Source organism: Methylopila sp. Yamaguchi (assembly GCF_002897035.1).
Lineage (GTDB): Bacteria > Pseudomonadota > Alphaproteobacteria > Rhizobiales > Methylopilaceae > Methylopila.
In genome coordinates this window covers 138337-152248 of record NZ_BAUX01000002.1, presented here as the reverse complement: position 1 = coordinate 152248, position 13912 = coordinate 138337, and the positions used below count along the sequence as shown (strand labels likewise).

The 13912-nt window shown below is 69.3% G+C and carries 10 protein-coding genes; 6 read left to right on the top strand and 4 right to left on the bottom strand.

Going from position 1 to position 13912, the window contains the following annotated elements; all coding sequences use genetic code 11:
- Positions 1-6: 6 nt before the first annotated feature.
- Positions 7-1203, bottom strand: coding sequence for a glycosyltransferase family 4 protein (locus tag METY_RS02905; RefSeq protein ID WP_244593498.1), 1197 nt, complete (start codon positions 1201-1203; stop codon positions 7-9).
- 221 nt (positions 1204-1424) lie between these two features.
- Between METY_RS02905 and METY_RS02900 the strand changes: the two genes are divergently transcribed.
- Positions 1425-3110: a methyl-accepting chemotaxis protein gene (locus METY_RS02900; RefSeq protein WP_103119897.1), complete on the top strand. Its 1686-nt coding sequence runs from the start codon at positions 1425-1427 to the stop codon at positions 3108-3110.
- A gap of 77 nt (positions 3111-3187) precedes the next feature.
- Here METY_RS02900 and METY_RS02895 read toward each other — a convergent pair whose 3' ends face one another.
- Both METY_RS02895 and ssb read right to left on the bottom strand, forming a co-directional pair.
- Entirely contained in the window at positions 3188-3625 is a 438-nt protein-coding gene (locus tag METY_RS02895; protein ID WP_103119896.1) for a YqaA family protein, read from the bottom strand.
- A gap of 122 nt (positions 3626-3747) precedes the next feature.
- On the bottom strand, positions 3748-4257 hold the full coding sequence (gene ssb, locus METY_RS02890) for a single-stranded DNA-binding protein (RefSeq protein WP_103119895.1): 510 nt from the start codon (positions 4255-4257) through the stop codon (positions 3748-3750).
- 243 nt (positions 4258-4500) lie between these two features.
- On the opposite strand from ssb, the gene uvrA reads away from it, so the two are divergent.
- Both uvrA and METY_RS02880 read left to right on the top strand, forming a co-directional pair.
- The gene (uvrA, locus tag METY_RS02885) at positions 4501-7578 is read left to right on the top strand and encodes an excinuclease ABC subunit UvrA (RefSeq protein ID WP_244593497.1); all 3078 of its coding nucleotides are present in this window, start codon (positions 4501-4503) and stop codon (positions 7576-7578) included.
- 298 nt (positions 7579-7876) lie between these two features.
- On the top strand, positions 7877-8047 hold the full coding sequence (locus tag METY_RS02880) for a DUF1127 domain-containing protein (RefSeq protein ID WP_020185620.1): 171 nt from the start codon (positions 7877-7879) through the stop codon (positions 8045-8047).
- 66 nt (positions 8048-8113) lie between these two features.
- Here the strand turns inward: METY_RS02880 and phaC are convergent, their stop codons facing one another.
- The gene (gene phaC, locus METY_RS02875) at positions 8114-9850 is read right to left on the bottom strand and encodes a class I poly(R)-hydroxyalkanoic acid synthase (protein ID WP_244593513.1); all 1737 of its coding nucleotides are present in this window, start codon (positions 9848-9850) and stop codon (positions 8114-8116) included.
- 864 nt (positions 9851-10714) lie between these two features.
- Here phaC and METY_RS02870 point away from each other — a divergent pair.
- The 3 genes from METY_RS02870 (at position 10715) to METY_RS02860 (ending at position 13836) form a co-directional block, all read left to right on the top strand.
- Complete coding sequence (locus METY_RS02870; protein ID WP_103119893.1) at positions 10715-10945, top strand: hypothetical protein; 231 nt, start codon at positions 10715-10717, stop codon at positions 10943-10945.
- A gap of 138 nt (positions 10946-11083) precedes the next feature.
- Positions 11084-12301 carry an LL-diaminopimelate aminotransferase gene (locus tag METY_RS02865; RefSeq protein ID WP_103119892.1) on the top strand — a complete coding sequence of 406 codons (1218 nt, stop codon included), beginning with the start codon at positions 11084-11086 and terminating at the stop codon, positions 12299-12301.
- A gap of 224 nt (positions 12302-12525) precedes the next feature.
- Positions 12526-13836 (top strand): homoserine dehydrogenase, encoded by a 1311-nt coding sequence (locus METY_RS02860; protein WP_103119891.1) that lies wholly within the window; start codon positions 12526-12528, stop codon positions 13834-13836.
- The last annotated feature ends 76 nt before the right edge of the window (positions 13837-13912 follow it).

Below are 13912 nucleotides of genomic sequence, written 5' to 3'. Positions count from 1 at the left end.
ACACTTTTACAGAACGGAGAAAGTTCGCGTTTCGCGTGCCGCGATCGCGTCGCGGTAAACGGTTTCGATCCGCGACGCCATCGACGATAGCGCGAACTCGCCTGAGATGTGCGCCCGACGGTCGCGCGCCATCCCCCGGGCGCGGCCGGCGTCGGCCATGAGCCCCCCCATCGCCGCGGCGAGAGCGGGCGCGTCACCGGCCGGAAGCAGATCGCCGCTGAACGGGCCGAAGATCTCCGGGATGCCGCCGACGTCGGTGGCGAGGATCGGCAATCCGGCCGCAATCGCCTCGAGCACGACGTAAGGCATGGATTCGGCCCGCGACGGCACGACGATCGCGCGCGCCATCGCGAAGGCCTCGCGCGCAGGCCGCGGCGGCAGGAAGCGGACTTGCGCCGCCAGCCCGCGCTCGGCGACGAGCGCCCGGTAGCGGGCCTCGTCCGGGCCGTCGCCGACGATGGTCGCGGTCGCCGCGGCGCCGTCGCGTGCGAGCAGCGCCAGAGCCTCGATGAAGACGTCGGGGCCTTTGAGATCGCGCAGCATGCCGAGGTAAAGGAAATCGGTCGCGTCCGGCGCGGGCGCCACCGCCTCGAACTCCGGCGGCGTCAGGCCGTTGCGCACGACGACGGCCCGGCAGCGCGGCGCGCCGACCTTCTCCACATAGGCGCGGCGCTCGTACTCGCTCACATGCACCAGCACGTCGCTCATGCGCTCCAGCGCGCGCTCGATCGCAAAGTAGATGCGGCCTTCGGCGCTGGCGGCGTCGAAGTGCAGGCTGCCGCCATGGGGCGCGTAGATTCGCGCCACCGGCTTCGCCCGGTTGAGCCAGGCCCCCGTGACACGGCCGAACACGCCGCCCTTCGCGCCGTGCGAGTGAACCACGTCAGGCGCGAGCGGGGCCAGCCGACGGTGCACCCGGGCGAGCGCCGTCATGTCCGAGGGGGCGATCTGACGCGCGATCGGCAGCCGAAACGCCCCGAGCGCGAGGTTTGGCTCGAGCGCCGCGATGCGCTCGGCCTCGAAGGCGCCGCCCGTAAGGCTGTCGCACACGAAACCGACCTGATGGCCGGCCGCGGCCTGCGCCGTCGCGAGGTCGGCGATGTGCCGGAAGATCCCCCCGACCGGCGAGCGGACGAGGTGGACGATCCGGAGCGGGCCGTCGGACGGATCGGGCGCTTGGCGATAATCGAGGGCGACTGACATGGCGGGGACCGTGAGGGACCGCCGGTAAAGGAGCGGTTGTTCCGCAGGCCGCCGGAGGCCGAAATGCGCGGGCAAGGTTATCGATCGCTTTCGACGATCGCTTGCAAACGAACGATCGTCCCTGGCGGATCAGCGCGTTGTCTTAGACTTTTGATTAATAAGAAATTAGTCCGGGTCGGCGAGTGTTCGAGGGTGTCTAACCGCCCCGCGACGAGTTCCCCATGCTGAAGACCGCCACCATCCGACGTAAGCTGAACCTCGCGTTCGGCGGCCTCGTCGTTCTCGTCGCAGGTCTCGGCGGGTTCGCGCTCTATGAGCTTGGCCAAGTCAACGGCGCCGCCGAGGACCTCCGCGCAAGCCGACTGCCGACCACGCAGATCCTCGGCAAGATGCAGGTCGCGACGCTGCGCCTGCGTATCAACGGCGGCCGTTTGATCTCTGCGGATACGCCTGCGCTCCGGGGCGAGATCGCGGAGACGCTGGCGAAGCGGGAAAGCGAACTCGCCGCGCTTCAGGCTCAGTACGTTGGGCAGACCACGACGTCGGCTGAAAAGGAGGCCTACGTCGCCTTCGAGCAGGGCCGGGCCGCCTACGGCCGGCTCCAGAACGAGATGAACGCGCTCGCCGCGGCAGGCGACGTCGTCGGCGCGCAGCGGATGTACAACACCACCATGTCGACTGCGAGCAACGCCGCGCTCTCCGAACTTCAGAAGCTGATCGACCTCAACGACGCCGCCGCCCAGCAGAGCGGCGCCGCGGCCCAGAAGGCCTACGCGGAGGCCACGGTCGCGACCGTGATCTTCGTCGCGCTCGCCATCGTCTTCGCGATCGGCGCCGCGGCGCTGCTCACGCTCAACGTCGCGCGTCCGCTGCGGCGCATGACCGACGACATGAAGCGCCTCGCCGGCGGAGATCTCTCCGTAGACGTGGTGGGCCGCGACCGCGGCGACGAGGTCGGCGGGATGGCGCAGGCGGTCGACGTGTTCAAAGACGGCATGATCCGCGCCCGAGCGCTGGAGGAGGAGACGGCGCTCGCCCGCGCCGGCGCCGAGGCGCAGCGCAAGGCTACGATGCGCGACATGGCCGACCGCTTCGAAGCGGCGGTGAGCGGCGTGGTCGGCGCGGTGGCGGCCGCCTCCTCCCAGCTCCAGGGCACCGCCTCGGGCATGGACCAGGCCGCGAGCGACACCGCCCGGCGCTCCAGCACAGTGGCTGCGGCCGCCGATCAGGCGGCGGCCAACGTGCAGATGGTCGCCGCGGCGGCGGAGGAGCTCGGCGCCTCCGTCCAGGAGATCGGCCGTCAGGTTCAGGGGTCGGCGGAGCTTGCCCGCACGGCCGTGGCCGACGCCGGCGCGACCGCCGCCCTGGTGCGCGACCTCAGCGTCGCGGCGAACACGATCGGCGACGTCGTCGCGATGATCCAGGCGATCGCGAGCCAGACGAACCTGCTCGCGCTCAACGCCACGATCGAGGCGGCCCGGGCGGGCGAAGCCGGCCGCGGCTTCGCGGTGGTGGCTTCCGAGGTCAAGAACCTCGCCAACCAGACCGCTCAGGCGACCGAGCAGATCTCGTCGCAGATCGCCCAGATCCAGCTCTCCACCAACGACGCGGTGGCCGCGATCAGCGGCATCACCAGCCGGATCGAGGAGATCTCGTCGGCGTCGAGCGCGATCGCCGCCGCCGTCGAGGAGCAGGGCGCGGCGACGCAGGAGATCGCCCGCAACGTCTCGCAGGCCGCCGTCGGCACCACCGAGGTGACCGAAAACATGGGCGCCGTGGCGAGCGCCGCGCAGGGAGCCGGCGTCGCGGCGGGCGAGGTGCTGTCCTCGGCCTCGAACCTGTCGGAGCGTTCCGCCGAACTTCGCGTCGAGGTCGAGCGCTTCCTCGCCACCGTCCGGGCCGCCTGAGACGGTCCGGGGGGCTCGCTCGGCGCGGCTGACGGGGGCGGCCGCCCTCGGCCAGGCCGAACTCCGGCGAGGCTCGCCTATCCGAGAGCGAGCGTTCCGGCCGCAAGCGCCGCGTACCGGGCGGTCTTCGCCAGCGCCACCAGCGCCAGAAAGCTCCAGAGCGGCTCGCGCAGAACGCCGGCCACCAGGGTCAGCGGGTCGCCAATGATCGGGACCCAGCTCAACAGCAGGGACCAGCGGCCATAGCGGCCGTACCAGCGTTTTGCTCGTTCGAGCGCGCGATCGGACGCCGGAAACCATAGCCGGCCGCGAAAACGCTCCGCCTGCCGGCCGATCGCCCAGTTCACGAGCGAGCCCAGGGTGTTGCCGAGGCTCGCTGTCGTGACCAGCGCCAAGGGCGACCGTTCGCCCAGCGCGATCAGGCCCACGAGCGCCGCTTCCGACTGCGCCGGCAGCAGCGTCGCGGCGAGAAAGGCGGCGACGAACAGCCCGCCATAGCTCGCGGCGCCGCTCATCGGCGCGATCCCGCGACCTTGGAAGCTGTCGGAGCAAGCAATGCGTCTCGGCGCAGCCTCCGGGCGGCCGCGCCGCGCGTCATCGACCGCCTCGCGAGAAGGGCGCCCCGATCGGGTCGGCGTCAGAACGGGATGTCGTCGTCCATGGCGTCGGAGTAGCCGCCGCGCCCGCCGCCCGACGAGGGAGCCGCCGGAGCGGGCGAACGCCGCTCGGTGGGGCTCGAGCGGCCGAAGCTCTCGTTGGAGCCGGCCTCGTAGCTGTCGTCCGAACCGCCGCCGCCGCGGCCGTCGAGCAGGGCGAGCTCGCCCCGGAAGCGCTGGATCACGATCTCGGTCGTGTACTTCTCGACGCCGGACTGGTCGGTCCACTTGCGGGTCTGAAGCTGACCCTCGACATAGACCTTCGAGCCCTTGCGCAGATAATTCTCCGCGATCTTGGCGAGGTTCTCGTTGAAGATCACCACCGAGTGCCACTCGGTCTTCTCGCGGCGCTCGCCGGACTGCTTGTCGCGCCAGTTCTCGGACGTCGCGATCCGCAGGTTCACCACCGGCTCGCCGGAGTTCATGCGGCGGACTTCCGGATCACGGCCGAGATTTCCGACCAGAATGACCTTGTTGACGCTGCCCGCCATGACGATCTCCTGAAAGCTTGAGCGCGCACCCTAATCGCCGCGCCCGCCGCCGTCGCCCCCGCGTCGGGCTTGTCCACAAGCCTCGGAACGGAGGGCGTAGCGGTGGACAAGGGCGTTTGTTCTTCCTATGTTCCTTAACATGCGGAGCGCGGCGCGACAAGCGCTCCGCTTGACCTGAACGCCTTGCGGGCCGACTTGACGATCGAATGGCGGGATCGAGCCGCTGCGGGACGACGTGACCTCATGACGAAAACCTCTTCGCCGGCCGGCAAGGCCCGAGCGCCGAAGCAGGCTGCGGCCAAACTCGGCGTCAAGACCGCCGCCCAACCGGCGGGCAAGTCCGCCGGCGAGACCGCGCCGAAGCCCACGGCCAAGACCTCCGCCGCGGCGCTGGAGGCGGCCTTCGACGCCGCGGCGGAGCGGGGCCCCGAGCGGCGCGACGCGCGGCTGATCTCCGTGCGCGGGGCGCGCGAGCACAATCTCAAGAACATCGACCTCGACATTCCGCGCGATCGGTTGGTGGTGTTCACCGGCCTGTCGGGCTCCGGCAAGTCGTCGCTCGCCTTCGACACGATCTACGCCGAAGGTCAGCGCCGCTACGTCGAGAGCCTCTCGGCCTACGCCCGCCAGTTCCTCGAGATGATGCAGAAGCCGGACGTCGACCAGATCGACGGCCTGTCGCCGGCGATCTCGATCGAGCAGAAGACCACCTCGAAGAACCCGCGCTCGACCGTCGGCACCGTCACCGAGATCTACGACTACATGCGCCTGCTGTGGGCGCGCGTCGGGATTCCCTATTCGCCGGCCACCGGCCTGCCGATCGAGAGCCAGACCGTCAGCCAGATGGTCGACCGGCTGGTCGCGTTGCCGGAGGGGTCCCGGCTCTACCTGCTCGCGCCGGTCATCCGCGGCCGCAAGGGCGAGTACCGCAAGGAGATCGCGGAGTTCCAGAAGAAGGGCTTCCAGCGCCTCAAGATCGACGGGACCTACTACGAGATCGTCGACGCGCCGGCGCTCGACAAGAAGCTGAAGCACGACATCGACGTGGTGGTCGACCGCGTGGTGATCCGCGGCGAGATCTCGAGCCGCCTGGCGGACAGCCTGGAGACGGCGCTGGCGCTCGCGGACGGCATCGCCATCGCGGAGTTCGCCGGCGAGACCGACGAGCACGGCCAGCCGAAGCGGCTCACCTTCTCGCAGAAGTTCGCCTGCCCGGTCTCCGGCTTCACCATCGCCGAGATCGAGCCTAGACTGTTTTCCTTCAACAACCCCTTCGGCGCCTGCCCGGCCTGCGACGGCCTCGGCACCGAGCTCAGCGTGGACCCGAACCTCGTGGTTCCCGACGGCGGGCTGACCCTGCGCAAGGGCGCGATCGCCCCCTGGGCGCGCTCGACCTCGCCCTATTACGTCCAGACGCTGGACGCCCTCGCCAAGCACTACGGCTTCGCGCTGACGACCCGCTGGTCCGACCTGCCGGAGAAGGCGAAGAACGTCATCCTCTATGGTTCGGGCGCCGACAAGGTGCGCTTCGTCTACGACGACGGCCTGCGCTCCTACGAAACCACGAAGACCTTCGAGGGCGTGGTCCGCAACCTGGAGCGGCGTTGGAAGGAGACCGAGAGCGACTGGTCCCGCGAGGAGATCGGCCGCTACATGTCGGATGTGCCGTGCCTGGTGTGCGAGGGCTATCGCCTGAAGCCGGAGGCGCTCGCGGTGCGGGTAGCGGACCGGCACATCGGCCGGGCGTCGGAGCTCTCGGTGAAGGCGGCCCACGCCTGGTTCGACGACCTGCCGAACCACCTCACCGCGAAGCAGAACGAGATCGCCTACCGGATCCTCAAGGAGATCCGCGACCGGCTGCGCTTTCTTGTGGACGTCGGGCTCGACTACCTCACGCTCGCCCGCAACTCCGGCTCGCTGTCGGGCGGCGAGAGCCAGCGCATTCGGCTTGCGAGCCAGATCGGCTCGGGTCTCACCGGCGTGCTCTACGTGCTGGACGAGCCCTCGATCGGCCTGCACCAGCGCGACAACGCCCGTCTTCTGACGACGCTCGAGCGCCTGCGCGACCTCGGCAACACCGTGATCGTGGTGGAGCACGACGAGGACGCGATCCGGCTTGCGGACTATGTGGTCGACGTCGGGCCGGGCGCGGGCGTCCACGGCGGCCGCATCATCGCCGCCGGCACCCCGGACGAGGTGATGACCCATCCCGACAGCCTGACCGGGAAGTACCTCACCGGCGCGCTGATGGTGCCGACGCCGCCGAAGCGCCGGCCGTTCAACGCCAAGAAGGTGCTGAAGGTGTTCGGCGCCAAGGCCAACAATCTGAAGGACGTGACCGCCGAGATTCCGCTCGCGACCTTCACCTGCGTCACCGGCGTCTCCGGCGGCGGCAAGTCCACGCTGCTGATCGACACCGTGTTCAAGGCGGCGGCGCGCAAGCTGAACGGCGCCAACGAGAACCCCGGCGCGCATGAGCGGATCGAGGGCTTCGAGGCGCTCGACAAAGTTATCGACATCGACCAGTCGCCGATCGGCCGCACGCCGCGCTCCAACCCGGCGACCTACATCGGCGCTTTCACGCCGATCCGCGAATGGTTCGCCGCGCTGCCCGAGGCGAAGGCGCGCGGCTACATGCCAGGCCGCTTCTCGTTCAACGTAAAGGGCGGCCGGTGCGAGGCCTGCCAGGGCGACGGCGTCATCAAGATCGAGATGCACTTCCTGCCAGACGTCTACGTCACCTGCGACGTCTGCAAGGGGCGTCGCTACGACCGTGAGACGCTGGAGGTGCTCTACAAGGGCAAGTCGATCGCGGACGTGCTGGACATGACGGTCGACGAGGCGGTGCAGTTCTTCAAGGCGACGCCTTCGATCCGCGAAAAGATGGAGACGCTCGCCCGCGTCGGCCTCGGCTACGTCAAGGTCGGCCAGCAGGCCACGACGCTGTCCGGAGGCGAGGCCCAGCGGGTGAAGCTGTCGAAGGAGCTGTCGCGCCGCGCGACGGGGCGCACGCTCTACATCCTCGACGAGCCCACCACCGGCCTGCATTTCCACGATGTGGCGAAACTTCTCGAGGTGCTGCACGAGCTGGTCGATCAGGGCAACACGGTCGCGGTGATCGAGCACAACCTCGAAGTCATCAAGACGGCGGACTGGATCATCGACATGGGTCCCGAGGGCGGCGACGGCGGCGGAAGGGTGGTCGCGACCGGGACGCCGGAGCAGGTCGCGCGGGCGAAGGGCAGCCACACCGGGCGATTCCTCGCCGAGGTGCTGGAGCGGCGGCCGCTGCGGCAGGCCCTCGACGACGCGGCGGAGTAGCCGGGCTGTGGCGCCGCGTCGCAGCACGGCGTCCGGACGCGACCGAGCCCTACGCCGCGGTTCGGCTCACCCCCTTAGTCTGCAGCGGCGTTAACTCCCGACGGCCGCCCGTTAACCCCTTGGCGAGGCGACATGTGAGCGGCGCATTGCTGCGATGCCGTCTGCCGTCTATTCGGGCGCCTGTCTGCTGATTATCTAGGCTCCATCGAAACATGACGACCCAGCGACGGACAGCGACGGCCTAGAGGCTCTCGCGCGACCGCCTGCCGCGAGCCGCCTGACCCTTGGACTGAAGAAGATGATTTTCTGGGCTTTCCTCCTGAAGCGCTACCGCATGTGGCGCGTGTACCGCGAGACCTTCGAGCAGCTCGCCACCCTCGACGAGCGCACGCTGCGGGACATCAACATCGGCCGCAACGACATCGAGACGATCTCGCGTCGCGCCGCCCACAACGCCGTCGCGGCCTGAACGTCGCGCACGACACGACGAAAAGCCCCGGAGCGATCCGGGGCTTTTTTGTTTTCGGGCAGATGGTTAGACTCGGACCTTGACGTAGGTTCCCGGCGCGTCGTCGAGCGCGGGGTAGGGTCCCTCGCCGGGCGTTCGCGCCGGCGTCGCGGTCGCGTCCGCCGCGGCCAGCCACCCGCGCCAGTCCGGCCACCACGAGCCGGGCTTCTCCTCGGCCTCCGCGAACCAATCCTCGAAGGCGCCCGCGGGCTCGTCGCCGACCCAGTGCTGGTACTTCATCTTCGCGGGCGGGTTCACCACGCCCGCGATATGCCCGGACCCGGCCAGGACGAAGCGCACCGGGCCGCCGAACAGCTGCGCGCCGAGAAAGGCCGAGCGCGCCGGCGCGATGTGGTCTTCGCGGGTCGCGAGCTCATAGACCGGAACCGTGACGGCCTTCAGGTCCAGACGCTCCCCGCCCACCGTCATCCGGCCCTTTGCGAGGTCGTTGTTGAGGTAGCAGCCGCGCAGGTAAAACGAGTGGTTAGCCGCCGGCATCCGCGTGGCGTCGGAGTTCCAGTACAGCAGGTCGAACGGGAACGGCGCCTTGCCCTTCAGGTAGTTGTTGACGACGTAGGGCCAGATCAGGTCGTTCGACCGCAGCATGTTGAAGGCGTTGGCCATGCTCGCGCCTTCGAGGTAGCCGGACTCGGCCATCCGCGCCTCGACGGCCTTCACCTGCTCCTCGTCCACGAAGACCTTCAGGTCGCCGGCATGGGTGAAATCTACCTGGGTGGTGAGGAAGGTCGCGCTCGCGAACGGCGCCTCGCCCTTCGCCGCGAGGTAGGCGAGGGTGATCGCGAGCAGCGTGCCCCCAACGCAGTAGCCCACGGCGTCGACGGTCTCCGAGCCAGAAATCTCCTGGACGATCTTAAGCGCGGTCAGCACTCCGTCGCGCATGTAGTCGTCGAAGCTGAGCTGGGCGTGGCGGGCGTCCGGGTTCACCCACGAGATGCAGAAGATCGTGAGGCCTTGGTCCACGCACCACTTGATGAAGCTCTTCTCCGGCGTGAGATCGAGAATGTAGAACTTGTTGATCCAGGGCGGCACGATCAGCACCGGCCGGGTGCGGACCATCTCGGTGGTCGGCGCGTATTGCAGCAGTTCGAACAGCTCGTTTCGGAACACCACCTTGCCGGGCGTGGTGGCGAGGTTCTTCCCCACGACGAAGTTGGAGCCGTCCGTCTGGCGGATTCGCAGGTCGCCGTTTCCCGCGGCGATGTCCTCGGCGAGCATCCGCATGCCGCGCACGAGGTTCTCGCCTTTGGAGGCCAGCGTCTCGCGGATCAGCTCGGGGTTGGTCGGCACGAAGTTCGACGGCGCCACGGCGTTCGCGATCTGGCGCACGTAGAACGACGCCTTGTGCCGCGTGTGCGGATCAAGCTCCTGCGCCTCGTCCACCATGCGCTCGGCCCAGCGGCTGGCGTGCAGATAGGCCTGTTTCACAAAGTCGAAGAACGGGCTCGTGGTCCATTCCGGATCCTTGAACCGGGCGTCGCGCGGGTCCGGCACGGCGACCGGAGGGGCGTCTTCGCCTGAAAACCGCTTCAGCGAACCCGCCCAAAGCTCCAGGAAGCCGCCGGTGAAGGCGCGCTGCGCCTCCAGCGTGCGGCTGGGGTTCGCCATCCAGCGCTCGGCGACCTGGCCGAGCGTCCTGACGACGTCGACGATCTCATCCGCGCCGGCCGCTTTGCGCGGGGCGCCTTCGCGCGGGCGCAGATAGGCCGAGAGCGCGCGCCCGCCTTCCTCGAACAGCCGCGCCATGTTGGCCGCGAAGGCTTCGACCTCCGGCGTCAGGAAGGGATTGGCGGCGCCGTCGCCCTCCGCTCCCTCGTCCCCTTTTACGCGCTCGCCGGGGTCGGCCCCGGCGCCGGAGCCGGTCGAGCCGGTCCGCTCGGCGCGAGGCGGAGCGTCGGCCGCCGCTTCGCGCCTCGTCGATCGAGCCGCCGCGGGTTTGGCTGGGTCGTCCGTCGGGGCCGCCGCCTTCCGCTTCCGCGAAGGTTTGGTTCCCGCGTCGTCCTGTGTCTTGGCCGCTGCGCGCACTTTCGCGGTTTTGCTCTTTGGCGCCGCTGCTGTCTTCAAAGCGTTGAGCTTGACCTCGGTCGTCTCCGTGGAGGCCGGCGGCGCGCTCACCTTGGCGGCCGGGCGCTGTACTGGCTTGCGCGAAGCGGGCTTGGATGGCGCAGACTTGGGCTTTGCAGCCTTGGGCTGCGCCGGCTTCTGTTCGGCGGACGAGGCGGCGTCGGATTTCGAGAGCGTGAGTTTAGGCGGCGCGGATTGCGGCGTGGCGGAGCGCGGAGCGGCGCGCTCGGACGGAGCAGGGGCGTCGGCGGCGCTGTCGGGCGCGTCGGGTTGCTTGTCGCGGGCGTTCGCGCGCCGCGCCGAAGGGCGGGACTTGGCGGCGGCCCGCCGGCCGGTCGTTCTCGCAGGCTTCGTCGCCGAACGTCCGACGGCGCTCCGGGCCATAGCCCTTCCTCCCCATTCGACGGCCCCGCGGTCGCGTCAAGCGCCGCGGGTTGCGTCGTAACCTGTTCCCATGACAATAGGCGCAAGCCGCGCCGCGCGTCACGCGCCAACCGGCGCTTCCGCCAGACAAACGGGCGATCCGCCCGCGTTCGAGAGACAGCCATGAGCGCATCCCGGAACGCCGCCCGCGCGGTTCTCCTCGTCGCCTGCGGGCTCGCGCTCGGCGGGTGCGACCTGGAGAAGTACAAGGGCACCCGCGGTCTGCCCCCGGCGCCTACGAACCTCGCGTACCCGGCCGTCGGGGTGACGCCGCCGCAACGTCCGGGCCGCCTCCGCACGCCCGAAGAGCAGAAGAAGCTGGAGGCGGACCTTCTGGCGCGCGGCAAGCGCTGAGCGGGGCGGGCCCGGCAGCCTCTTAGACTTTCTGCCGATTCCGGAACGCCGCCGAGGTTTGCCCGCAAACGGCCCATACTGTATTCCCGGACGGCCGGCGCGCTGGTGCGCCGGAGCCCACTTTCCGCGAATCGTGCCATGACCGAATTCCATTCCGTGCGCCGTCTGCCGCCTTACGTGTTCGAACAGGTGAACCGCGTGAAGGCCGCCGCCCGGAAGGCAGGCGCCGATATCATCGATCTCGGCATGGGCAATCCGGACCTGCCGACGCCCGATCACATCAACGATAAGCTGATCGAGGCCGTCACCAAGCCGCGCACGAATCGCTATTCGACGTCGAAGGGCATCCCCGGCCTCCGCAAGGCGCAGGCGGCGTACTACGCCCGCCGCTTCGGCGTGACGCTTAATCCTGACACGCAGATCGTCGCGACGCTCGGTTCCAAGGAAGGCTTCGCCAACATGGCGCAGGCCATCACGGCGCCTGGCGACGTGGTGCTGACGCCGAACCCGAGCTACCCGATCCACGCCTTCGGCTTCCTGATGGCGGGCGGCGTGATCCGCAACGTGCCGGCGACGCCGGGGCCAGAGTACTTTCACGCGCTCGAGCGGGCCGTGATTCACTCGATCCCCAAGCCGATCGCGCTCATCACCTGCTTCCCGTCGAACCCGACGGCCGAAGTCGCGGACCTCGAGTTCTACAAGGACGTGGTGCGCTTCGCGAAGCAGCACGACATCTTCGTGCTCTCCGACCTCGCCTATTCGGAGATCTACTTCGACGACGTGCCGCCGCCCTCGATCCTGCAGGTCCCGGGCGCGATGGACGTGGCCGTCGAGTTCACCTCGCTGTCCAAGACCTACTCGATGCCGGGCTGGCGCGTCGGCTTCGCGGTCGGCAACGAGCGCCTGATCTCGGCGCTCGCCAGGGTGAAGTCTTATCTCGACTACGGCGCCTACACGCCGATCCAGGTCGCGGCTTCGGCGGCGCTGAACGGTCCGGACGACTGCATCGCCGAGATGCGCGAGATCTACAAGAAGCGCCGCGACATCATGGTGGACAGCTTCGGCCGCGCCGGCTTCCCGGTGCCGAGCCCGCGCGCCTCAATGTTCGCCTGGGCTCCGATCCCGGAGAAGTTCCGCTCGCTCGGCAGCCTCGAGTTCTCGAAGCTGCTGGTCGAGAAGGCTCATGTGGCGGTGGCTCCCGGCATCGGCTTCGGCGAGCACGGCGACGAGTACGTCCGCATCGCGCTGGTCGAGAACGAGCACCGCATCCGGCAGGCCGCCCGCTCCATCCGCCGGTTCCTTGAATCGGCCGACGAGACGTTGCACAACGTCGTCCCGCTCGCCGCGGCGCGCTAGGCTTTCTGCCCGCGGACCGCGGTTCTGATCATTCCTGAAGCGAACGCCGCATCGACGTGGCTGCGTGCTTCGAGACGCCCCGGCCTGAGCCGGGGCTCCTCAGCATGAGGAGCTTGGCGCTTGGCATTCTCCACGGTCCTCATCCTGGGAAGCATCCCTACAGGGCGCCTCTCGACGGACGCAGAACGCGTGTTCCGGCCGGCTTCCCGCCGAGGCGATAACTGATGGTCGAACCTCTCAAAGTCGGCGTGGCCGGCCTCGGCACGGTGGGCTCCGCCGTCGTGCGCATCCTGTCGGCCAAGGCCGAGGAGCTCGCCGCGCGCGCCGGCCGTCCAATCGTGGTCACTGCGGTCTCCGCCCGCGAGAAGGGTCGCGACCGCGGCCTCGACCTGTCGCGGGTCGCCTGGCACATGGACGCGAGCCAGCTCGCGCGCGCCAACGACGTCGACCTCGTGGTCGAGCTGATCGGCGGCGCGGAGGGCCCCGCGCGCGCCTGCGTCGAGACCGCGATCGAGCACGGCCGGCCGGTGGTCACCGCGAACAAGGCTCTGCTCGCGAAGCATGGCGTGGCGCTTGCGCGAGCGTCGGAGGAAAAGGGCGCCCCGATCGCGTTCGAGGCGGCGGTGGCCGGCGGCATTCCCATCGTGAAGACGCTGCGCGAAGGGCTCGCGGCCAACAACGTCTCGCGCGTGTTCGGCATCCTGAACGGCACCTGCAACTACATCCTGACGCGGATGGAGAAGGACAAGATCGGCTTCGCCGAATGCCTGGCCGACGCCCAGCGGCTGGGCTACGCCGAGGCTGACCCGACCTTCGACGTCGGCGGCTTCGACACGGCGCACAAGCTGGCGCTGCTGGCGTCGCTCGCGTTCGGCGTCGAGCCGGACGCCGACGGCATCTATGTCGAGGGCATCGCCTCGATCACGCCGCTCGATCTGCAGATGGCGGAGGAGCTCGGCTACCGCGTGAAGCTGCTCGGGGTCGCGACCCGGACCGACGCCGGCGTCGAGCAGCGCGTCCACCCTTCGATGTTGCCGAAGGAGAGCGCGATCGCGCGCGTGGACGGCGTGACCAACGCCGTCGAGATCGACGCCGACGCGGTTGGCGCGCTGGTTCTGTCGGGCCCCGGCGCCGGCGGAGCCGCGACCGCCTCGGCGGTCATCGCCGATATCGTCGACATCGCCCGCGGCGTCACGCCGCCGATGTTCGGCCTCCCGGCGGACAAGCTCCAGACACCGACCCGGGCCCCGATGGGCCGGCATGAGGGTGGGTACTACATCCGTCTTTCGGTGATCGATCGTCCGGGCGCCGCGGCCGCCATCGCCACCCGTATGGCGGAGCAGGGCATCTCCTTGAAGAGCATCGTGCAGCGCGGGCGCGAGCCTGAAAGTGACGCCTCGGCGGGCGAGCCGGTGCAGGTGGTGCTCATCACATACGCCACGACCGAGGCAAGCCTTCGGATCGCGCTGGACGCGATCGAGGCGGACGGGCATATCGATGGCGCGCCCCAGCTGATCCGCATCGAAAAGCGCTGACGCGATTCGATCGGAGCTCTGGCCGCGGACGGCCGGGGACCGCGCGACCTCTCCCGCCGCCGCAACGAGCACGTCG